General features: G+C 71.2%; 27 protein-coding genes. 15 read left to right on the plus strand and 12 right to left on the minus strand.

The window, feature by feature from the left end; genetic code table 11:
- Window positions 1–113 precede the first annotated feature (113 nt).
- From R6U01_RS03345 to R6U01_RS03355, 3 genes are all read left to right on the plus strand, one after another.
- Complete coding sequence (locus tag R6U01_RS03345) at window positions 114–563, plus strand: universal stress protein (protein WP_410285043.1); 450 nt, start codon at window positions 114–116, stop codon at window positions 561–563.
- Window positions 563–1378, plus strand: coding sequence for a DUF63 family protein (locus R6U01_RS03350; RefSeq protein ID WP_410285044.1), 816 nt, complete (start codon window positions 563–565; stop codon window positions 1376–1378). The genes R6U01_RS03345 and R6U01_RS03350 overlap by 1 nt, the downstream gene beginning before the upstream one ends.
- Window positions 1379–1584: 206 nt before the next feature.
- Complete coding sequence (locus tag R6U01_RS03355) at window positions 1585–1755, plus strand: DUF1059 domain-containing protein (protein ID WP_410285045.1); 171 nt, start codon at window positions 1585–1587, stop codon at window positions 1753–1755.
- A gap of 201 nt (window positions 1756–1956) precedes the next feature.
- Here the strand turns inward: R6U01_RS03355 and R6U01_RS03360 are convergent, their stop codons facing one another.
- From R6U01_RS03360 to R6U01_RS03375, 4 genes are all read right to left on the minus strand, one after another.
- A complete protein-coding gene (locus R6U01_RS03360; protein WP_410285046.1) occupies window positions 1957–2538 on the minus strand; it encodes a DUF2150 family protein in 582 nt (193 codons plus the stop codon).
- Window positions 2539–2690: 152 nt separating this feature from the next.
- Window positions 2691–3800 (minus strand): SDR family oxidoreductase, encoded by a 1110-nt coding sequence (locus R6U01_RS03365; RefSeq protein WP_410285067.1) that lies wholly within the window; start codon window positions 3798–3800, stop codon window positions 2691–2693.
- 89 nt (window positions 3801–3889) lie between these two features.
- Window positions 3890–4750 carry a TatD family hydrolase gene (locus R6U01_RS03370; RefSeq protein WP_410285047.1) on the minus strand — a complete coding sequence of 287 codons (861 nt, stop codon included), beginning with the start codon at window positions 4748–4750 and terminating at the stop codon, window positions 3890–3892.
- A 60-nt stretch (window positions 4751–4810) separates the two neighbouring features.
- Window positions 4811–6337, minus strand: a complete 1527-nt coding sequence (locus R6U01_RS03375) for a bifunctional metallophosphatase/5'-nucleotidase (protein ID WP_410285048.1) — start codon at window positions 6335–6337, stop codon at window positions 4811–4813.
- A 278-nt stretch (window positions 6338–6615) separates the two neighbouring features.
- Between R6U01_RS03375 and rpl7ae the strand changes: the two genes are divergently transcribed.
- Genes rpl7ae through ndk form a run of 4 tightly spaced genes read left to right on the plus strand, consistent with a single transcriptional unit; the run spans window position 6616 to window position 7881 of the window.
- A complete protein-coding gene (rpl7ae, locus tag R6U01_RS03380) occupies window positions 6616–6978 on the plus strand; it encodes a 50S ribosomal protein L7Ae (RefSeq protein WP_092565764.1) in 363 nt (120 codons plus the stop codon).
- Between the two features lie 6 nt (window positions 6979–6984).
- Window positions 6985–7209, plus strand: a complete 225-nt coding sequence (locus R6U01_RS03385) for a 30S ribosomal protein S28e (protein WP_004046478.1) — start codon at window positions 6985–6987, stop codon at window positions 7207–7209.
- A gap of 3 nt (window positions 7210–7212) precedes the next feature.
- Window positions 7213–7401: a 50S ribosomal protein L24e gene (locus tag R6U01_RS03390; RefSeq protein ID WP_004046480.1), complete on the plus strand. Its 189-nt coding sequence runs from the start codon at window positions 7213–7215 to the stop codon at window positions 7399–7401.
- Window positions 7402–7881, plus strand: coding sequence for a nucleoside-diphosphate kinase (ndk, locus tag R6U01_RS03395; protein WP_410285049.1), 480 nt, complete (start codon window positions 7402–7404; stop codon window positions 7879–7881).
- 186 nt (window positions 7882–8067) lie between these two features.
- On the opposite strand, the gene R6U01_RS03400 is transcribed toward ndk, so the two are convergent.
- The 3 genes from R6U01_RS03400 to R6U01_RS03410 form a co-directional block, all read right to left on the minus strand.
- Window positions 8068–9372, minus strand: coding sequence for a PQQ-binding-like beta-propeller repeat protein (locus R6U01_RS03400; RefSeq protein ID WP_410285050.1), 1305 nt, complete (start codon window positions 9370–9372; stop codon window positions 8068–8070).
- Window positions 9373–9500: 128 nt separating this feature from the next.
- Window positions 9501–10178, minus strand: a complete 678-nt coding sequence (locus tag R6U01_RS03405; RefSeq protein ID WP_410285051.1) for a carbonic anhydrase — start codon at window positions 10176–10178, stop codon at window positions 9501–9503.
- A gap of 134 nt (window positions 10179–10312) precedes the next feature.
- Entirely contained in the window at window positions 10313–10447 is a 135-nt protein-coding gene (locus tag R6U01_RS03410) for a hypothetical protein (RefSeq protein ID WP_410285052.1), read from the minus strand.
- Between the two features lie 141 nt (window positions 10448–10588).
- Here R6U01_RS03410 and R6U01_RS03415 point away from each other — a divergent pair, with 141 nt between their 5' ends.
- The 3 genes from R6U01_RS03415 to R6U01_RS03425 all read left to right on the plus strand — a co-directional run bounded on the left by R6U01_RS03415 (window position 10589) and on the right by R6U01_RS03425 (window position 13652).
- Window positions 10589–11254, plus strand: coding sequence for an AAA family ATPase (locus R6U01_RS03415; protein WP_410285053.1), 666 nt, complete (start codon window positions 10589–10591; stop codon window positions 11252–11254).
- A 127-nt stretch (window positions 11255–11381) separates the two neighbouring features.
- Window positions 11382–11666 (plus strand): translation initiation factor eIF-1A, encoded by a 285-nt coding sequence (locus tag R6U01_RS03420; protein WP_410285054.1) that lies wholly within the window; start codon window positions 11382–11384, stop codon window positions 11664–11666.
- A 144-nt stretch (window positions 11667–11810) separates the two neighbouring features.
- Window positions 11811–13652 carry an SLC13 family permease gene (locus tag R6U01_RS03425; protein ID WP_410285055.1) on the plus strand — a complete coding sequence of 614 codons (1842 nt, stop codon included), beginning with the start codon at window positions 11811–11813 and terminating at the stop codon, window positions 13650–13652.
- A gap of 26 nt (window positions 13653–13678) precedes the next feature.
- On the opposite strand, the gene R6U01_RS03430 is transcribed toward R6U01_RS03425, so the two are convergent.
- Entirely contained in the window at window positions 13679–14320 is a 642-nt protein-coding gene (locus R6U01_RS03430) for a hypothetical protein (protein ID WP_410285056.1), read from the minus strand.
- A 137-nt stretch (window positions 14321–14457) separates the two neighbouring features.
- Between R6U01_RS03430 and R6U01_RS03435 the strand changes: the two genes are divergently transcribed.
- A complete protein-coding gene (locus tag R6U01_RS03435) occupies window positions 14458–15144 on the plus strand; it encodes a helix-turn-helix domain-containing protein (protein ID WP_410285057.1) in 687 nt (228 codons plus the stop codon).
- 103 nt (window positions 15145–15247) lie between these two features.
- Entirely contained in the window at window positions 15248–15439 is a 192-nt protein-coding gene (locus R6U01_RS03440; RefSeq protein WP_410285058.1) for a hypothetical protein, read from the plus strand.
- Window positions 15440–15501: 62 nt separating this feature from the next.
- Here the strand turns inward: R6U01_RS03440 and R6U01_RS03445 are convergent, their stop codons facing one another.
- From R6U01_RS03445 to R6U01_RS03455, 3 genes are all read right to left on the minus strand, one after another.
- On the minus strand, window positions 15502–16902 hold the full coding sequence (locus R6U01_RS03445) for a M28 family peptidase (RefSeq protein WP_410285059.1): 1401 nt from the start codon (window positions 16900–16902) through the stop codon (window positions 15502–15504).
- A gap of 55 nt (window positions 16903–16957) precedes the next feature.
- Entirely contained in the window at window positions 16958–17149 is a 192-nt protein-coding gene (locus tag R6U01_RS03450; protein ID WP_410285060.1) for a hypothetical protein, read from the minus strand.
- Between the two features lie 95 nt (window positions 17150–17244).
- Window positions 17245–17580, minus strand: coding sequence for a hypothetical protein (locus R6U01_RS03455; RefSeq protein WP_410285061.1), 336 nt, complete (start codon window positions 17578–17580; stop codon window positions 17245–17247).
- Between the two features lie 111 nt (window positions 17581–17691).
- Between R6U01_RS03455 and R6U01_RS03460 the strand changes: the two genes are divergently transcribed.
- A complete protein-coding gene (locus R6U01_RS03460; protein ID WP_410285062.1) occupies window positions 17692–19617 on the plus strand; it encodes an ATP-binding protein in 1926 nt (641 codons plus the stop codon).
- Between the two features lie 85 nt (window positions 19618–19702).
- Entirely contained in the window at window positions 19703–20164 is a 462-nt protein-coding gene (locus R6U01_RS03465; RefSeq protein WP_410285063.1) for a universal stress protein, read from the plus strand.
- A gap of 60 nt (window positions 20165–20224) precedes the next feature.
- Here the strand turns inward: R6U01_RS03465 and R6U01_RS03470 are convergent, their stop codons facing one another.
- The gene (locus R6U01_RS03470; protein ID WP_410285064.1) at window positions 20225–20512 is read right to left on the minus strand and encodes a transcriptional regulator; all 288 of its coding nucleotides are present in this window, start codon (window positions 20510–20512) and stop codon (window positions 20225–20227) included.
- 158 nt (window positions 20513–20670) lie between these two features.
- On the opposite strand from R6U01_RS03470, the gene R6U01_RS03475 reads away from it, so the two are divergent.
- Window positions 20671–21050: DUF4013 domain-containing protein (locus tag R6U01_RS03475; RefSeq protein WP_410285065.1), on the plus strand; the 380-nt coding region annotated here is incomplete at its 3' end.

The following is a 21050-nucleotide window of genomic DNA, read 5'->3' on the forward strand; positions in this document are numbered from 1 at the left end:
GGTGCTGAGCGGGAGGTCGCGAGACCGGGGGGCCGCCGGTGGCCCGTCCCGATCGGTCGAGACGCCGACGGCATAGGGCGGGCTTTTTGAACTCCCCCGACGACGACGAGCATATGACCGATCTCGACATCGACCTCGTCCTCGTTCCCGTCGACGGCAGCGAGGAGTCCCACGAGGCGGTCGACTACGCGATCGCGGTCGCCGCCGAGTACGGCGCGGACGTCCACGCCCTCTACGTGCTCGACGAGGACGTCGTCCGCGCCATCGACCACGGCGTGGTCGACGAAGACGACGTCGCCGACGACACCGAGGCGTTCACCGACTCCGTCGCGCGGCGCGCGGAGGCGGCGGACGTCCCCCACAGCTACTCCATCGCCTACGGCTTCTCGACGAAGGTGAAGACGGTCCACCCCGGAAGCGTCGTCCTCGACACCGCCGAGGAGCTGGACTCCGACTTCATCGTGGTACCGCGCGAGCCGGTCACCGGGGACCCCGGCGAAGTGCTGGGGAAGGCCGCCGAGTACGTCCTCCTCTACGCCAGCCAGCCGGTCCTGTCGGTGTGATGGCCGGCGCCGTCCCGTTCCTCCCCGAGGGGACGACGCTCCCGCCGGCGCCGTACCTCGTCGCCGTCCTGCTCGCTACCGGCGCGGTCGTCGCCGCGCTCCGCCGCGCGCCCCCGCGAGTCACCGACCGGCACGTGCTCGCGCTCGCGCCGTGGATGGCGCTCGGCTCCGCGGCCCACGTGCTGTACGCCGTCGACGCGCTCCCGCCGGTCCTCGCACCGCTCGCCGGCTCGCCGACCGTCTACCTCACGGTGGGGTCGCTGGCGGGCGCGTCGTGGCTCGCGCTCGCGTCGGGTCCGCCGGATCGCGTTCCGCCGCGTCTCGCCGTCGCGGGCGCCTCCCTCCTCGGTCCGGTCGTCGGCGTCGCACTCGCGACCGGCGTCTCGCCGGCCGGCGCCCGGTGGTCGGCGGTCGCGCTCGCGGCGACGGCCCCGATCGCCGCCGCCGTCTGGGTCGGTCTGACGCGGCTGCGTCCCGAGGTCGCGGTCACCGGCGGGGTGGGCGCGCTCGCGGTGTTCGGCCACGCCCTCGACGGGGTCTCGACCGCGGTGGGGACGACCCACCTCGGCTTCGGCGAGCGCACGCCGGTCTCCCGGATCCTCCTGGAGTTCGACTGGATCCCGGCCGTCCCGGTGCTCGGGGAGGGGTGGGTGTTCGTCCTGGTGAAGCTCGCGGTGGCGAGCCTCGTCGTGTGGCTGTTCGCGGAGTACGTCCGCGACCGGCCGGTAGAGGGGTTCCTCCTGCTGGGCTTCGTCGCCGCCGTCGGCCTCGGGCCGGCCGCGCACAACCTGCTCCTGTTCACCGTGGCGGCGTGACGGGCCGGGGATACCTGAGCGGGGCTCCGCGCCCGCGTCGCGATCGACGGTCGTCACCGGGCCGTCGTCGCACGCCTCACAGCACGGAAAGCGCTACAGCCGACGGCGACTCGGTGGCTTTCGGCTGGTGTGCGGAGACGGGGGTGTCTCCGCCGTTTGAGCGATAATACCAATATACTCGTTAGCACCTGACATACAGACGAATCATGACGAAGAGACTCGAATGTCCGATGGAAGGGTGTCACGCGACTATCGAGGGCGAAACCGAACAGGAGGTCATGGCCCAAGCCGAGGAACACGCCGGCAGTTCGCATCCCGAACTCGAACTGGACGACGAGACCGTCGAAACAATCAAATCGAACATCACCGAGGTGTGATAGTTATCTGACCTCTCGACCTCTCGTGGTATCGCTGACCGGCGGAAGTAGCGCCTTTTGCGAGACCTATCGCCGACTGAGGAATCTGACGGGTCGCTCGGTTCGGACGAATCCGGTATCGGCCGTCGCGGCCGTTCGGCGGCTCGACGGCTCCTCGGCGGAAGCGAAACGAGAGAAACCAGATCGGACCGGTCGCCGCGCTCAGTCCTCTTCCTCGACGACTTCCGGGTCCTCGATCGCGGACTGGAGCGAGTCGAGCCCGTTGACCCACTCGGAGACGAGCCCGTACTCCAGGTCCTCGACGACGTCGATGTCGAGCGGTTCGCCGTCGATGACGCGGGTCCCGGCCTGAACGATATAGCCGAGCGCGGCGTCGAGGTCGTCCTGGGCCTCGGCGTCGGCGGCCGCGTACACGAACTCGGTCACGTCGCCCTCCACGACGCCGCCGACGACGTACTCCTCGGCCGCGTAGAAGACGGGAACGAGCGAGGTCTGAACGCCGTCGATCAGCATCACCTTGTCCTCGTCGTCGAAGTCGACGTCGGCGAGGACGATCTCGCGCACGCCGCGGATCTCTTCGACCGCGCGGTCCTCGCCGATGCGGTCCTCCTCGAGCGCCGCGAGCACCTTCACGACGGCGATCGCCGCGTCGTCCTGGAGGTTCAACAGGAGCCGCGCCGAGTCCTCGTTCTCGGGGTCCAGGTCCTCCTCTTTCAAGCGATCGAGCCAGTTCTGCCAGCGGTCGTCGGTATAGAACGTTTCAACGGCGTCGTCGTCGGTCATGTGCGGTACGTCGCCCGGATTACTCAAATGCCTTTCCTATCGATCGCCGCGAGAGAGGGCGTCTCACCCGCTCGACCGCGGGATTCCGTCGCGGCGCTCCCGTCGTGCGTTCGGACCGGGGCGCCCGGTGACGAGCGTCCGTGACGTTCCCGTCACGCCATCGGGTCGGCGCCGACGGACGGGTTCTCGCGGGCGAACGCCGCGAGCCGGCCGACGTACGACTCGAAGGGCGGGACCGAGACGTCTGTCCCGGCCAGCGCGTCCCTCGTCTTCGGACACCGATAGCGGGTCGGGTGATCGAAGTAGTCGATCGTCGCCGGCTCCACGTCGACCCCCGCGACCGAGAGCAGCCCGGCGGCCGCCTTCGCGAGCCGCTTCGTGGTCGGGACGGTGACCGTCCGGCGATCGGCGGCGTCACTCAGGACCGCGACGAACGCCGGGACCGTCAGCGGGTCGGGGTCGCAGAGCTGGTACGTCTCTCCGACCGTCTCAGGTCGCCCGCTCAGCTCCGCGATCGCGTCGACGACGTAGTCGCGCGGCACGACGTTCAGCTCGGTCTCGGCCGCGGCCGGGATCGAGAAGGCGAACGCGAGCCGCTCGGGCTGCGCCGAGAGCAGCCGGAGGAGGTTGTACGGCCCGTCGAGCTTGTCGGTCTCGCCGGTCCGGCTGTCCCCGACCGCGATGGCCGGCCGGTAGACCGTCGCCGGGAGCCCGTCGGCCACGCGTTCGCGCACCGCGACCTCCGCCCGGTGCTTCGACGCCTCGTAGTGGTTGTTGAACGACTGGCCCTCCCGGAGGTCGTCGGCGGTGAACACGCCGTCGTACCGGCCGCTGACGTAGCAGGTGCTCACGTGGTGGAACCGGTCGACTGCGAGCCGCTGGGCGGCGTCGAGGACGCGTTCGGTCCCGCGGACGTTCACGGCCTCGGCGACGTCGGAGTCGACGCCCAGGTCGTACACGGCCGCGAGGTGATACACCTCGTCGACGCCCGCCAGCAGGTCCGCGTCGTCGAGCGCCGACCCGAGGCCCAGGCCCGGCTCCGTGATGTCGCCCTCGTAGAGGTGGACCGCCGGGGCGTCTGCGGCGTCCTCGCGCGCGCCGGCCTCGGCGTCCTCCCCGACCGCTCCGACGATCGCTCGGGCGCGCTCCTCGGCCAGCTCGCGGTACTGGGGCTGGATCAGGCAGGCGACCGGCCCGTCGCCGCGGCCGAGGACCCGCCGGAGCAGCGCCGACCCGAGGAACCCGGGGAATCCCGTGAACAGGACGTTCGGCGGGGAGACGGACGGCGATGAGACGTTCGGCGAGGAGACGTTCGCCGATGATGCGTTCGGCGGCGGCGTGCCGTCGTCGCTCACGGCTCCGACGCCTCCAGCGTCGCCTCGGTGTCGATCCCGTACACCGCCTCGGGCGTCTCGACGTGCGCGCGCCGGACCGCGTCGTCGTACCCCGCTTCCAGCATCCAGCGGACGCGGCGCGGGACGGTCTTCGGTCCGAGCACCATTCCCGGCTTCTCCGGGTCGTCGACGAAGTCGGTCTCCATCAGGAACGGCTCGCCCGACTCGGCGGCGCGTTCGAGCCGGTCCTTCTCGCTCATCACGCTCGGTATCGGCCCTTCGAGCCGCCCCTCGGCGTAGTGTTTCACCACGCGCGTCCGGTCGAGCCCGGACTCCTCCGCGAGGACGGCCAGGTCGGTGAGGTCCTCGCTGGTCTCGGTGTGCAGCTGGACGGCGCACTCGAGCGCGGCGCCGAGTTCGAACGCGCGCCGGGTGACCGCGTTCGACGCGTCCCAGACGGCGTCGCTCACCTCGTAGTGCGGCCGGCCTGACTTCAGCGCGAGCCCCCGCCCGTCGGCGACGAACTCGCTCGCGACCTCCAGCCCGCCGCACATCAGGTCGCGGGCCTCGTCGGGCGCGAAGCCGCGCTCGTCGACCAGCCGGCTGATCAGGCCGGGGTGAACGCCGAGGACGGGCCAGGCGCGGCCCGGGAGGACGTCGGTCGCGCCCGCGACCGCGTCGAGCGTCTCCTCGAAGACGGGGCGGAAGTCCGCCGGCTCGTCGGGCTCGACCCCGAGGTGCCACGAGGGCTTGTTCACCACGAGCAGGTGGGTGCCGCCGAGTCGGACGAAGTCCTCGACGGCGTCGACCCCGCGCCCGTGACGCGGGTCGAGGTGGAGGTGATTGTCGAGCACCGGCGTGTCGAGGTCGTCGGTCATACGTGGGCAAGAGAGCGGCCGGCGGTTATAAACAGCGGCCCGGCGCGGGCCCACCGGCGCTCAGCGACGCTCGCCTGCGGCGGCGTCGGCGCGGTTCCGGATCTCGATGCGCCCCTCGACCGCGGGGTCGATGCCGTGTTCGCGGGCGTACGCGGCGAGCACCTCGTACTGGATGTCGGCCTCGTCGATCCGGTGGCGCTGCGCGAGCGTCGGGAACTCGTGTTCGGAGTGGAGGAGGTACTCCGAGACCGCGACGGTGTAGCGCGCCTCGGGGTCGATCGGCTCGCCGCCGACGGTCGCCTCCAGAACCAGCTCGGCGTCGGCGTCCCAGACGACGCGGGCGTTCGAGACGTGCCCGTGCCACCAGTCGTCCTCGCCGAAGTCGACATCGGGCGCGGCCATCTCGCGGAACACGTCGTGCAGCTCCGCCCCGGTGACCGAGGCGAGCGTCACGGGCTCCTCGAACGGGATCAGGCTGATCAGGTCCGCCTTGGTCACCTCGTCCGTCCACGGGTCGCCCTGCCGGAGCCCGCCGGCGTTCGAGAGCCCCACGTCGGCGTCGTGGGCCCACCGGAACGCGTCCGCGACGAAGTTGCCGACGCGGCACTCGCCGCCGTGGACCACGTCGCCGGTGCGCTCGATCGGCTCGCCGACGACGTCGACGGTCTCGTCGAGGTCGGCCGCGGCCATCCGCTCCGCGAGCGCCGCCTCGAGCCCCGGCGCGGGGTCGGCGCCGTCGGGCTCGTGGAGCGTCGCCGCGGGGACGGGATCGCTCGGGCCGTCGGTCGCGACGGCCCCGGAGCCGGTCGCCGCGCGGCCCTCCGACGCGTCGTCGCCCGGTTCGCTTCCGTCGAGGTCGACCTCGGCGACCGTCTCGCCGTTGACGCCCGGGCGGACGATCCGGGTGCCGGCCACGACCTCGTTGCGTCTGCTGTGGACGTGTCCCCCCAGAATCGCGTCGACGTCGAGCGCCCGGGCGAGGTCGTCGTCGCCGGCGCCGAGGTGCGAGAGGACGACGGCGTGATCGAGCGCGTCGCCGTCCGCGCCGCCCCCGCGTTCCGCGTCCGCCCCCGTCCCGCGCTCGGCCGCCGCGATCCGCATCTCGGCGAGGGCGCCGCGCGCGGCGGCGACGGGGTCGTCGAAGGAGAGCTCGGCGGCCATCGGGTTCAGCGAGTCGGTCGCGGGGTCGGTGACGCCCACGAATCCGACCGTGGCCCCGTCGACCTCGAGGGTCGTCCACGGAACGACGCCCTCGGCGCGACCGAAGGGCTCGCCCGCCTCGTCGCGGACGTTCGCGGAGACGAAGGTCGCGGGCGCGTCGGCGACGAGTCCGCGGAGCGCGTCCGGCCCGTAGTCGAACTCGTGGTTACCGAACGTGTCGAGGCGGGTGTCGGTGACCGCGTAGAAGTCGAGGACCTGCCGGCCGCTCGCGACCAGCGAGAGGACGCCCGGCGCGGTCGTGTCGCCGGTGGCGACGACCGCCGCGTCGGGACCCGAGAGCGCCCGGATCCGACCGGCGAGGCGCGCCGCCCGCTCGGACGAGTCGAAGACGTTCTCGATGTCGGAGTAGTGAACGAGACGGGCCATTCGGTGTCGGACGAGAGGAGCGAGCGACGTTTAAAAAACGCGGAGTCGATCGGACCGCGGTCGACGCCGCGAGTTCGAGGGGAACGACATGCGGCCGCCGAGAGGACGGTTCCGACCCGTGACTCCCGCTCGCACACGCGAGGGACATTGAAAGCGCTTTTATGGATGTCCGGACTACGTCGCGTCACAGCCTCTGTGGGGTTGATGATGTGCCGTTCCGTTAGGGACCGACCACGGGACGGACACGCGAGCCCGCACGGAGGACAGGTGAACAACATATGCCCGTTTACGTAGACTACGAAACCCCAGCCGACCTCGCCGAGCGATCCCTCGAGGCGCTCGAGGTAGCTCGAGACACCGGTACCGTCAAGAAAGGAACCAACGAGACCACCAAGGCCGTCGAGCGCGGCAACGCCGACCTCGTCATCGTCGCGGAGGACGTCTCCCCCGAGGAGATCGTCATGCACCTCCCCGAACTCGCCGACGAGAAGGGGATCCCGGTCGTCTTCGTCGACACTCAGGACGACGTCGGCCACGCCGCCGGCCTCGAAGTCGGATCGGCCGCCGCCGCCGTCGTGGACGCCGGCGACGCCGAGGACGACGTCGAGGACATCGGCGAGAAGGTCGCGGAGCTCCGATAACCACCCATGAGCGCAGAAGAGGGCACCGGCGACTCGACCACCGCCGAGGTGATAGAGGTCGTCGGCAAGACAGGGATGCACGGCGAGGCCATGCAGGTCAAGTGCCGCATCCAGGAGGGATCGAACCAGGGCCGGATCATCACCCGGAACGTCCTGGGCCCCGTCCGCATGGGCGACGTGCTCCAGCTCCGGGAGACCCAGCGCGACGCGGACTCCATCGGAGGGCGATAACCAATGGTCGAGACACGCACCTGCGACTACACCGGCGAGGAGATCGAGCCCGGCACGGGCACGATGTACGTCAAGAAGGACGGACAGATCCTCCACTTCGTCGACTCGAAGGCGGAGAAGAACTACTTCCTCGGCCGCGAGGCGCGCGACCTCGAGTGGACCGAGGAAGGGCGCAACCAGGGTGGCGAGTAGATGAGCCACCACGACGAGCGCACCTTCGTGATGGTGAAGCCCGACGGCGTCCAGCGCGGCCTCATCGGGGAGATCGTCTCCCGCTTCGAGGAGCGCGGTCTGAAGCTCGTCGGCGGGAAGTTCATGCAGATCGACGAGGCGCTCGCCCACGAGCACTACGGTGAACACGAGGACAAGCCGTTCTTCGACGGCCTCGTCGAGTTCATTACCTCTGGCCCCGTCTTCGCGATGGTGTGGGAGGGCGCGGACGCGACCCGACAGGTCCGCGCGATGGTCGGCGAGACCGACCCCGCCGAGTCCGCTCCGGGCACGATCCGCGGCGACTTCGGCTTAGACCTCGGCCACAACGTGATCCACGCGTCGGACCACGAGGACGAGGGCGCGAACGAGCGCGAGATCGACCTGTTCTTCGACGAGGACGAGCTCGTCGGCTACGGCCTCGACACCGCCGCGTGGGTGTACGAGGACGAGACGCACTGACGCAGGCCGAACCGCACCGGCGACGAGCCGGGCCCCTTTTCCGACCCGCGGGACCCGGAGAGCGGTCGCGCCGGGGACACACCGCGTTTCCGGTGAACGACCGGCACCGCTCCCGTCGTGTCGTGCGGTTTTCCTGTCAGCGCAGTATAAAAAGGACAGAAGCGTCCGGCGCGACGACCCGGCCGATCAGTCGCTGAGCGCGACGACCCGGCCGTCGGCCGTGACGACGAGCACCTCGTCGCTGCCGTCGCCGTTCACGTCCGCGAACAGCGGTCCGGCGTACACCACGGCATCGCCCACGTCGCCTTGGGCGATGGGCTCGCCCTGCTCGTTCAACGCGAGGACGCCGCCCCCGCGGTTCACCGCTACCGGGCCGGGCTCGCCGTTCCCGGAAACGTCTGCGACGCCCGGGGCGTTCACGCGGGTCTCCCCGCCGTACTGCTGCTTCCAGACCACCTCGCCGTCGCGGAGGTCGACCGCCCAGACGCTGCCCGCGCCCCCGACGTATATCCGGCCGGGGTCCGCGTCGCCGACCGCGACGGGGAGGTCCTGAAGACCGACCTCGTACCTGCTGGACCCGTCGGTGAGCTCGATCGTCTCGAGGTTGCCGCTCGTCCCGCCGAGCGCGAGCACGGGGCCGTCCCGCGTGTCGGCGGCGGCCCACGTCAGGGGCGTGACGGCCGGCGTCGCGGTCCACCGCGCGTCGCCGGTCGCGTCGAGCAGGCGGATCGTCGCCTCGTCTCCGCCCGCGGTCGCGACCGCGACGCCCCGGGGGACCCCGTCCCCGTCGTCGTTCCCGTCGAAGTCGGCGATAAGCGGGCGTCGGTCGACCGGCGCGTCGAGGGCCGTCTCGAAGACCCGATCGCCGGTCGCGTCGACGGCGAGGACGGTCCCGTCGGTCGTGGCCGCGGCCACCTCGCTGTCGCCGTCGTCGTCGAGATCGCCGATCGCCGGTCGGAGCCCGCTCGGGCCGCCGAGGTCGGTCGCAAACCGGGTCGTGCCGTCCGCAGCGTCGAGGACGACGAGCGATCCGGTCTCCGTCGTGAACGCGACGACCGGGTCGCCGCCGAGCGTCGCCGAAACGAAGCCGCTGATCGCGGGCGCGTCGCCGCCGTCGGTCTCGTTGCCGGCGTCGCCGCCGGTCCCGTTGCCGGCGTCGCCGTCGGAGCCGGACTCTCCGTCGCCGCCGGCGGCGTCGCCCACGGCGATCGCCGACAGCGGCGTTCGCCACGCCACCTCGCCTCCGACCGCGGTCGCGCGCACGACCCGATCGCCGTCAGCCGTCGTCGACTGCAGGACGACCGGGTCGCCGTCCACCGTGGCGACGACCGCGCCGCTCCCGTCGTCCCCGTCGACGGGCTCCGTCTCCCACACGACCTCGGAGTCGGCCGTGGCGTCGTCGATACCCACGAACGCGAACAGGGCGACTCCGACGCCGGTCGCACCGCCGGCGAGGAGGATCAGACTCGCGAACAGAACGCGACGGTCCATTAGCCACTCGTTCGGGCGTCGCGGTGATACGGCTGTCGAATGCGAGCCGGGACCTCGGCTGCGACCTGGGGCGGTCGAATGCGAGCCGGGGCCGCGGGTACGGCCAGAGGGCGTGGATGAAGACGGCGCTACAGCAGCGTCGCCACGTTGTCCTCGTGGGAAGCGTCGACGAGCGCGCGGAGCGTCTCCGGGTCGCGATCGCCGTTCGCGTTCACGAGGTACACGGCGCCGTCGCGGTCGCCGTACGCGCCGTGGAAGTCGTACACGAAGCCGTACACGTCGGCGCCGGCGGCGGTGTCCGTCGCGCGGGCGATCGCGACCTGCTCGTGGACGTTGTACTCGACGAGGCGGTTGCGGAGGCTCGCGGCGGTGTCGTCTCCCTCGTCGATCGCCGCCAGGCCGGCCTCGAGTATCGGGACGAGGTCCGCCACGTCGGCCCGGACGCCCGGATCGCTCGGCAGCGCGTCGTCGCGGACCGCGTCGAGAGCGGCACCGACCGCGCCGCAGCCGGTGTGGCCGACCACCACGAGCACGTCGGTGTCGGTGTGAGCGAGCGGGTAGGCGACGCTCCCCGAGAGCACGCGCTCGCCGTCGACCACGTCGCTCACCCGGTTCCCGATGTTGCCGGCGGTGAAGAGGTATCCCGGCCGGTCGACGGACCACATCCCCTCCTGTGACACGCGGGAGTCCGAACAGCAGACGGAGACGACGGGCGGCCGCTGGCCGTCCCGGTGGGCGGCGAGATCGGCGGCCGCGGCGTGGTCGTCGTTCCCGTCGAGGAGTTCGGCGAGGAGCGCAGAGGTCACGACCGAGTGCTCGGTACTCTGGTTTAAAAAGAGGGCGGACCGGACGAACGTTGCCCCGGTCGGCACGTCGACGGGCGGGACCGGAGACGACCCCTCCCGTCAAGCGTTTACGGCGTTTCCGAGCACAGATCGACTCAGATCACGAGCCCGACGATCTGAATCAGAAACCCGAGGACGAAGACGGCGAGCAACGCGATCGTCGCGACCACGACGGCCGGAGCGAGGGCCTCCTCGTCCTGATCGAGGACGACGCTTTCCATGTCTCTCATACGTGGCGCCTCGTCACCGCGGGGTTTGAACGCTTCGCTCGCGTTCCGCGGCCGGGACCGGGTCGTGCGAGCCCCCCGGGGCGAGGGCGTCTCGGCGCCGAAGGGAACGTTCTTTTGCCTCTCGCGAGACCGTGCGAGTGGATGAGCGACAGAGGGGGCCACTCGCCGGACCGGACGGAGGTACCGATGTCGAACCGCGACGCCGTCGACGGCGCGGACCTCGGAGGGTCGGTCGTCGATACGGGAGACGACCAACCGATGGCCGACGACGCGGGAGACGACCAACCGATGGCCGACGACGCGGCCGGGGGCGGCGCCCTCGCGGTCGTCTGCGGGTTGCCGGGGGTCGGCAAGTCGACGGTCGCCGAGCGCGTAGCCGCCCATATCGACGGCGAGATTCTCCGCACCGACGTGATCCGCAAGGAGCTGTTCGACGAGCCGACGTACAGCGACGCCGAGACGGAGGCGGTGTACGCCGAGCTGATCGAGCGGACCCGACGGCGCGTCGCGACCGGTCGAGCCGTCGTCCTCGACGCGACGTTCGCCGACGCCCGGTTCCGCGACGACGTCAGGGAGGTGGGCGAGCGGGTGGCGGGGTCGTTCGACCTCGTGGAGGTCGCGTGCGACGAGGCGGTCGTCGAGCGCCGCATCGAGCGCCGCGACGGGATCAGCGACGCCGACTTCGAGGTCCACCTCCTTTTTAAAGACGCGTTCGACCAGATCGAGACCGACCACGTGGTCGTCGACAACTCGGGCGACGAGACGGAGACGTTCGCGCAGATCGACGCGGCGTTCGGTGACGCGTGAGCGACGGCGAGGCCGACGCACCTCCAGTTCCGCCACGGGCCGACGCCTCTCCGGTCGTGTCATAACGCGTGACAAACGCGCACACGTATCTCCCATCACTTATACCGACGAACGCACTACGATCCGTATGAGCGAAGAATCCGGGCGTCGGAACCTCCGAATGCCCTCGGACGACGAAGTGTTCGCCGTGGTCACCGAACACCTCGGCGGGAACCACGTCCGCCTGCGCTGTGTCGACGGTGAGACGCGACTGGGCCGGATCCCCGGCCGCATGAAGTACCGGACGTGGATTAGCGAGGGCGACGTCGTGCTCGCCGAACCGTGGGACTGGCAGGACGAGAAAGCGAACGTCGAGTGGCGGTACAGCGACGAGGACGCGGACCAGCTGCGGCGCGAAGGACACATCCAGTAACGCTTCTACGCGGTCTGTGAGGCCCGTCTCGAAACGAATCGCCGCGTAGCGACGCGTCGCGCCCGTTGCCGGAGACCCTACCGAAGCGAGGGTCGCGGCGGAGGGAGAGCGAAACCCTTTGTGGCCTCCCCGCGGGGTTCGACCATGTTCGCCGGCGCGTCGACGGGAGCGCTCGCGGTGTTCGGCCTGATAGCCGTCGCGCTGGTGCTGTTCGTCACCGAGGCCATCCCGAACGACACCACCGCAATCGGGATCGTCGTCGCGCTGGCGGCGCTGGAGCCGTGGACGGGCGTCACGGCCCGCGGAGCGATCTCGGGGTTCGCCAACACCGCGACGATCACCATCGTCGCGATGTACATGCTGAGCGCGGGGATCAACAACACGGGGATCGTCGAGCGGCTCGGGGTCCACCTCGCGAGGATGACCCGCGGGAGCGAGTCTCGCGTGCTCGCGGCCACCGTGCTGACCACGGGACCGCTCGCGGGGTTCATCAACAACACCCCGGTCGTCGCCGTGTTCATCCCGATGATCACCGACCTCGCCGACCGGAGCGGGATGTCGCCGTCGAAGCTGCTCATGCCGCTCTCGTACGCCGCCATCCTCGGCGGAACCCTCACCCTGATCGGCACCGCGACCAACCTGCTGGCGAGCGAGTTCGCGGCCACCCTCCTCGCCCGCGGGCCGATCGGGATGTTCGAGTTCTCCCTGCTCGGGGTCGCCGTCCTCGCCGTCGGAACCGGCTACCTCTTGACGGTCGGACGGCGGCTCACGCCTGCGCGCATCCCCGCGAACGCCGACCTCGTCGAGGAGTTCGACTTGGACGAGTACCTGACGCAGGTGCGCGTCCCGCCTGGGACCGACGCGGTCGGGACCCCGGTGGCCGACCTCGCGGAGCGGACTCCGGCCGGCGCGAGCGTCCTCCAGCTTCGCCGGGACGGGAAGGGGTCGCTCGCGGTCGAGTCCGACCGCCGACTGCGCTCCGGCGACGTGCTCGTCGTCCACGGCACGCCCGCGTCGGTCGAGTCCCTCTGTGCGGAGCGCGGCTTCCGGCTGCTCGGCGGTCGGGGGGTGACCGACGAGACGCTCGACGGAGCGACGGTGGACAGGATCCTCGACAAGGCGCTCGTCCCGGAGACGTCGCGGTTCGTCGGCGAGACGCTGGCTGAAACGCGTCTCCTCGAGGTGTACGATACGAGGGTGCTCGCGATCCGACGGCAGGGGAACCTGATCCGTTCCGGACTCGACGACGTCGAACTCGCGGTCGGCGACCTCCTGCTCGTCCGGATGACTCCGGAGTCGGCCGAGCACTTCGCCGAGTCCGGCGACCTCGTGAGCGTGGAGGCCGGGGGGCTCGATCGCCTCCTCGCCGCCGACGCGGAGGCGGTCGCACCGCTCTCGCCCCGCACGCCCGTCGCGGTGGGGATCATGGCCGCGGTCGTCGGCGCGGCCGCGCTCGGCGTGCTCCCGGTCGTCATCGCCGCGCTCGGGGGCGTGTTCCTGATGGTCGTCACCGGCTGTCTCTCGCCGTCGGACGCCTACGGGGCGGTCTCGTGGAACGTGATCTTCCTGCTCGCCGGCGTGATCCCCCTCGGACTGGCGATGGAACGGACCGGCGGCGCGGCCCTGATCGCGGAGGGGCTGGTGGCGACCGGAACGGTGCTGCCGACCGTCGCCGTGCTCCTGCTGTTCTCGCTGGTGACGGGACTGCTCGCGAACGTCATCACCCCGGTCGCGACGGTCGTGTTGATGATCCCGATCGCGGTGGACGCGGCCGCGCGGCTCGGTGCGAACGGCTTCGCGTTCCTGCTCGTCGTGATGTTCGCCTCGGCGACCTCCTTCTCGACGCCGGTCGGGTACCAGACGAACCTGATGGTGTACGGCCCCGGAGGGTACGAGTTCACCGACTTCGTCCGGGTCGGCGGACCGCTCCAGCTCCTGCTCGCGGTCGTGACGACCGTCGGCGTGACCGTGCTGTGGGGCGTGTAGCCGCGGTCCTTGACCCGACAGACCGCTCAGGCGAACAGCAGGATGATCACGGCCACGAACAGCAGCTCGCCGCCGACGAGGATGACGGCGACGAGCCAGTACCGGTAAGTCCAGAGCCACTCGCGCGAGCGCTCCCACCGAGCCGAGAGCCGACCGTCCGTCGCGGCGGCCGCTTCGTCCCGCGTCCCCACGTACGGCTCGTCGAGGCGCCACCCGTCCTCGGGGTCGTACGTCGCCGGGACCCGCGTCCCGACAAGCGCGTCCACGTCGAGCGGCGAGACGCCGGCGGCGTCGAGGAACGCGAGGAACGCCTCTGACTCCGCGAGCGAGCCGTCCCGCGGCGCCGGGAACCGCTCGACGTGGGTCCGCCCGCCGTGGGGCGGCCGGAACTCCACGGCGACGCGGCGACCGGTCGACCGCACGGCCGTCACGACGAGGACGCGCTCCTCGTCGTTGAGGTACGCCTCCCGGAGGCGGCGCTGCACCTCCTCGTCGACGGAACGCGACGCGGACGCCTCGTCGTCGACGGGCTGTGACCCGGACGGCTCGTCGTCGACAGGCTGTGACCCGGACGGCTCGTCGTCCGCACCGAGCGACGTCGTCGCCTCGCCGCTCCGATCGATCGACGGCTCCGCCGCCGGGCCGTCCTCGGAGGGATCCTCGGGCATTCGATCGGTTCGTAGGCGTCGCGCACCCATAAGCGCGCGGCAGGGACGGGGCGGGGAACGACGGCAGTCGGCGGCCCGAGCCGTCGTCGTCGACGCGTGCCGGAAACCGTTTGAGCGTCGGCGTCCACGGGTACCGTATGCGCGAAGTCACCCTCCGGATCCGCCACCACGGAGGGCCGGAGTCCGACGTGAGCACCCGTCACCCGGACGTGACGATGCGGTCGGTTTCGTCGATGACGGGCCGGGGAACCGAGCGGAAGCGGATCATCGAGCTCCGCGGACCGACCGAGGATCTCCGGTCGTTCATCGACGAGTTCCGCGCCGCCGACAACATCGTCGAGGCCGAGCCCCTCTCGCCGGTCACCGGCACGCACGCGTACGTCGCGGTGGTCGTCGACAGCGAGGGTTGGGACGGGATCCGCGAGCGGCTCTCGGAGATGGGGATCCACTACCGGACCGGGACGACCATCTCCGGCGGAATCGAGCGGTGGACGGTGTACATCGAGGAGGACGACGACCTCTCGATGGTGATCCGCGAGCTAGAGCGGGGGGGCAACGAGGTCGAGCTGGCGCGTAACGTCGAGATGTCGTCGATCGAGCGGCCGCCGGGGCTGCCGGCGTCGGGGATCCTCGACGGGCTGACGTCGCGCCAGCGGGAGGTGCTGGCGACGGCCATCGCGGTCGGCTACTACGACCACGGACGCGGCGTGGGGGTCGAGGACGTCGCCGACGAGATCGGGCTGGGGTCGACGACGGTGTGGGAGCACCTCTCGCGGGCGGAGTCGACGGTGATGAACGCTCTCTTCGACCGGTTCGAGCGGTGATCAGTCGGCCGGGAACGGTGGCCGGACGGCCGAGCGTGATGACGCGGTCGAACGGGTCGGTCTCCGAACAACGTTTTTGTAGCTACGGAGTCCAGCGTCAGATATGAAAGAGGGTTCTGTGCCCGTTCCGGCCGAGCAGTACGAGCGGCTCGCGGCGCTCGCGGCCGCCCGCGGCGTGACGCCCGAGGCCCAACTCGCCCGCCTCATCGACGACGCGTACGCGGGGCTCGACGGCGACGTGGAGCCGCCCGAGACGCTCCCGCTCGGTGTCTGCGACTCCGACGAGGAAGAGTAGGGCCGCTCGTTCGGTCGCGGTCGACACGCGGTCTGCGGGGCGACGGTCTAGCGCCGCGAGCCTCACTCCTCGTACGGCCAGCGACCGCCGGTCTTGAGCTCTTTGACGTAGCCGTCGTCGATCGACTCGCGGACGGCCGACCGCGACCGGTGCGCGACCGACTCACCGCCGGCCGTGCCGCCCCCGTCGGTCGCGAACCGGTAGGTCGCCGCCGCGATCAGCGTCGCCACCTCGCGGAGGTCGCGCGGATCCAGCTTGTCGAGCGTGTCAGCGTGGGTGTGGCCCCACCCCCGCCCGGACTGCTCCGACATCGTCGACGCCATCACCGCCGGTATCCCCTCCTGGACGAACGCCCACTGGTCGCCGTGCGGCGATATCGTCTCGCCGGTCTCGAGCGGGGCGTCGAACGCCCGAGCGACCGCCTCGAAGACGGCGCTCATCCCCTCGAAGCCGTTCGTCCCCACTCGGAGGTTCCGGGAGTTACAGGCGCCGTCGAGGTTGATCACGCAGGCGATCTCGTCGTGGGGAGTCGTCTCGGCGGCGTGGGACGCCCCCCACAGGCCGATCTCCTCCGCCCCGAAGGTGACGAGGTGAACGCGGGTGTCGAGGTCGCCCTCGACGCTCTCGAGGAGGCGGCCGACCTCGGCGACGAGCGCCGACCCCGCGCCGTTGTCGTTCGCGCCGTCGCTCACGTCATGGGCGTCGACGTGGGCGGTGAGGAGCACCGCCTCGTCGGTGTCCGGACCCACGTCGGCGACCGCGTTGACCGAGGTGGTCGGCTCGTTCCGGCAGTCGACCTCGATCGTCAGCTCCGGCGCGTCGGCCTCGCCGCGCCGGGCCCCCGCCTCGCCGCCGCCCGCCGCGAGTCGCGTCAGCCGCTCGCCGACCTCCTTCGAGATGCCGACGGCCGGGATCGGCCCCGGTCGGTTGTGGTACCCGACCTCGCCGGTCGGCGGGAGCGCGCCCTCGACGTGGTTTCGGAAAACGAAGCCGACCGCCCCGTGTTCGGCGGCGGTGACGTACTTCTCCATCCGATGGATCCACCGGCCGTGGGAGTCCGGCGTGCGCGAGGAGGCCATCGCGATCGCGCCGTCGAGTTCGTCGCTCGCCGCCTCGAACTGTTCGTCGGTGCCCTCTCCGACGTCGACGAGCGGGGCGCTCACCTCGCCCGCCGGCGTTCCGGGGAGCGCGATGACCTCGTGAGAGCCATCGTGTCGGCGCCCGACCGGACCGGCGAGCTCGACCGCGGCGTCGCCGCGCCACCAGCCGGGAATCTCGAACTCGTCGAGCCCGGCGTTCCGGAGGCCGGCCGCCTCGAAGGCCTCGACGACCCGTTCCGCGCCGCGTCGCTCCCCGACGGAGCCCGCCATCCGGTTTCCGATGTCGGTCAGGTCCGTGAGGAGGTCCCAGCCGAAGTCGCTCGTGCGCGCGTCGCCGACGACGCGGTCCGGTAACGCTGTCATACGACGTGGTTGGACCGAGGGAAAAAGGCGTTGTGGGAAGCGGAACCGCGGTCGGTCACTTCCGCTCCTCGGCGTCCTCGGCGTACTGGTGTTCGCCGCGATAGGTGTGACCCATGAACGAGAGGAGGGCCGGTCTGTCGCTCGCGGCCTCGGCGGCGGCCTCGCGTTCCGCTCGCGATCCGGGGTCGACGCCGTCCGGTTGGCCGACGCCGTCCGGTTGGCCGACGCCGTCCGGTCGGCCAGACACATTGCCCGTAACGGGGCGGAACGGGTATCTCGGGCGCGAGTCCCGACCGGCGGGTCCGCGACGTGCCGAACGGGCGGTGTCTCAGGCCGGGGCGGTCAGACCGGCTCCGCCTTCGTCGCCTCGACCTCGACCTCGTCGGGGTCGACGCCGATCCGGGCGAACTGCGTCCGGACGTGCTCCTCGGCCGCGTCGAGCGCGGCCGACTTGGTGTCGAACCCCCGGGGCATCGGCTCCTCGAACGCGACCCGTATCTCCTCGCCGTTGACGGTGAGCGCCGACCCGCCGCTCTCGACCTCGTAGAAGGCGTCGCACACCCAGACGTAAGCGGCGTCCTCGTCGGGCGCCCCCTTGTACACCGGCGGCTTCTCGCCGCGCTCGAACACCGTGCCGGTGAGGTCCGTCCCCCCGCCGCTGCCGCGAACCAGTATCATACACGGTGTACGGGCCCGACGCGGAAAAGGGGCCCGCGAGCGACGCAGACGGACCGCGGCGCGCCGCCGGGAGGGGGAAACGCTTTCGGCGTGGCGGGCGCTGGTTCGCCCATGACGCTGGAGGACTTCACCGAGTTCACCGACGACGAGGGCGACGGCGGGGGAGATGCCGCCGGCCAGCCCACCGACGACGTACCCGACGGCGATGCGAAGGGGGCGCGCGGCGGCGCGAGCCGCGACGGCGGACCGGCGGCGTCGGCCTCCGCCGCCGGGGAGAGGGCCGAGGGCGACGCCCGGGGCAGCGGGGCGGCCGAGGGCGACGCGGCCGACGACGGGTTCGCCGCGTACGACGTCGCACCGGCCGGCGAGGACACCGGGCTCGGGGTCGTCTCCGTCTCGCAGGGGCTCCGCGTGGCGGAGGAGGCCGAAGAGACGACGCTGAGGGCGTTCGTCACCACGGGGAACCGCGAGGCGGTCCGGCTCGGGAAGTACCTCCTCGTCCCGTACCCGGACGGCGAGCGCCTGTTCTGTCGGATCACGGGGCTGGAGTACGCCCAGGAGTTCCGGTCGGACGACGCCACCGAGATCCACGCCCGCCGGCAGATGCGCCGGGACGACTTCACGGAGCGCGATTACAAGTTCATGGCCGAACTCGAGCCGATGTCCGTCGTGTACGGCTCCGGCGACGACATGAAACGCCGGATGACGGACCGGGTGCCGAAGCCCGGTGCCGTCGTCGAGGAGGCCTCCGACGACGCCGAGATCAAGACCGGGCTGAAGATACCCGAGGAGGGCGTCTTCCTCGGTCACCTCTCTGTCGGCGGCGAGAAGGTCCGGACGGCCGCGGAGCCCCCCACCGTCGACTACCGGGTGAAGGACGACTACGGCGACGGCGACCCCCTCGCGTTCCGGCACACCCTCGTCGCCGGCGGGACCGGGTCGGGGAAGACCCACGCCTCCAAGAACGTCCTCCGGCAGTACCTCGACTCGGACCGCACCTACCCGACCGGCGACGGTCGCGAGTCGCGGATGGCGGTCGTCCAGTTCGACCCGCAGGACGAGTACGCGCAGATGCACGACGACAACCCCGACCTCGACGCCGACTTCGCCCGGCGGCTGGACCGGGAGGGGGTCGCCCACGGCGGCCACGGGGACACCGTCGCGCTGGTGCCGCGGGTCGCGAACGCGACGTACCCGGGCGAGGGCCACCGCGCCGAGCGCGTCGAGTTCACCATCCCCTTCTCGCTCGCCCGCGATATGCCGTGGCTCGTCGCCGGCTCCGGGCTCAACGACAACCAGTACCCCGCCCTGCTGACCCTCCTCAACCGCTTCTTCGCCGACTACGGCGACTCGGGGACGTACAGCCAATTCCTCTCGTACCTCGACGACCCGGCGCTGAAAGCGGAGCTCGACGAGAGCGGCCGGGTCCACGAGGCGACGTTCGACGCCGTGAAGCGGCGGGTCCGCGCGGTCCCCGGCGGCGTGTTCGACCAGGACGCGAAGCCGATCACGGAGCTGGACCACACCCTCGTCCGGCCCGGCGGGCTCTCCGTGATCCCGACGTACCACCTCCCGACCTCGCGGCAGAAGGAGATCGTCGTGCTCGCGGTCGCGGGGCTGCTCGTCGACGACAAGCTCTCGAACGACCCCGACAGCGACCGGATCGAGGAGACGCCGCTCCTCATCGGGATGGACGAGGCGCACAACTTCCTCGCGGACGCCGACAACGTGCAGGCGCGGAAGGTCGTCCAGAAGTTCACGGAGGCCGCGAAGCAGGGGCGCAAGGAGCGGCTCGGCCTCTTCCTGATCACGCAGGACCCCCAGGACGTCGCGGAGTCGGTATTTAAACAGGTGAACACGAAGGTCGTCTTGAACCTCGGCGACGAGGACGCGATCAACAGCGTGAACATCCCCTCGAACCTCGCCGGCAAGGTCCCGTACATGGAGAAGGGGCAGATGGTGGTCTACTCGCCGGACAACTCGGAGCCGGTGGAGCTGATCGGGCTCTCGAAGTGCGTGACGCGCCACGGCGACTGAGCGGGGCGACGGCCGAGCGACCCGCGTTTCCACGCGTCCGGAGCCGCCGTCGGCCTTTTTAAATCGAGCGAGCGAAACGCCGGACATGACAAAGCGGATCCTCGTGGCGGTCGACGGCTCGACGGAGGCGGCCGAGGCGCTGCGGTTCGCGGCGACCGAGTGGCCGGACGCCGATCTGACGGCGCTGCACGTGATCAACCCGGCGGACTCGACGACCGGCGCGGAGGGCGGGTTCCCGGGCGCGGTCGACCAGTGGTACGACAGCGCGAAGGGACGCGGCGAGCGGATCCTCCGCGAGATGAGCGAGGCGGTGGACCGCGAGGTCGACACCAGGCTGGAGGTGGGGCGGCCGACCGCGACGATCCTCGCCGTCGCGGGCGGCGACGCCGCCGTCGGCGACGAGGACGGCACGGAGGGGACCGGAGAGCCGTTCGACCACGTCGTGCTCGCCAGCCGCGGTCGGACCGGTCTCTCGCGGATCCTGCTCGGCAGCGTCGCCGAGGGGGTCGTCCGCCGCGCCGAGGTGCCGGTGACGGTCGTGCGGTAGCGCGGGAGGCGGGAGCAGGGACCGAGTTGGGTCGGGCGGCCCGGCAGATCGCCGCCGTCGTCAGTCCTCAGCGCGCTCGGCCTCGACGATCTCGCCGAGGACCGTCCAGCCCGCCTCCTCCGGTCCGGACCGACCCAGCAGCACCGACTCGTGGTCCTCGGAGGTGATCAGTCGGAACTCCGCGTCGCCGTCGGCGTCGGTGCGGACGCCCTCCCCGCGGAACTCCCGCTGGAAGAACTCGGTCGAGGAGAACTCGAACACGCCGGTCTCGCCGTCCTCGAGGGTGAGTCGGACCGGCTTCGGCTGGACGTTGTGGATCCGCTTCGCGATCGGGTGGAGATCGGGCATGGTCACGGGTCGGCGCGGTTCGGAGATAAAACCGCGGTCCGCCGCGCGGCCCGGGCTCCGGCCGACGCCGTCGAGAGCGCGGCCGGCCGTGTCACGAGCGCACTCGCGCCGCCGTACGTCTTTAAGATAACTCGACGCGTCAGTATAGGGGAACAGTCATGATATCCGCATCACTCGATTACCTGCGCGACGGCGACGACGCAATCGTCACCGTCCTCGTCGGCGGGCTGCTCCTCCTCGCGAGCCCGCTCGTCGTTCCGTCGATCCTCGTGCTCGGCTACGTCTCCCGCGTCCTTCGGCGGACGGCGGACGGCGACGACACGCCGCCGGCGTTCGAAGCGTGGGGTGACCTCCTCGTCGAGGGGGCGAAGGCGTTCGCCGTCACCCTCGTCTACTCGCTGTTACCGCTCCTCGTGTTCGCGACCGCCGCGCTCCTCGGCGTGGGCGCGGCCCTCGTCGGGGCGGACGGCAGCACCGGCGGCCTGCTCGGCGGGCTGGTCGGCGGCGCGCTCGCGCTGTTGATCGCGCTCGCCGCGCT

Source organism: Halorubrum sp., assembly GCF_046498025.1.
Lineage (GTDB): Archaea > Halobacteriota > Halobacteria > Halobacteriales > Haloferacaceae > Halorubrum.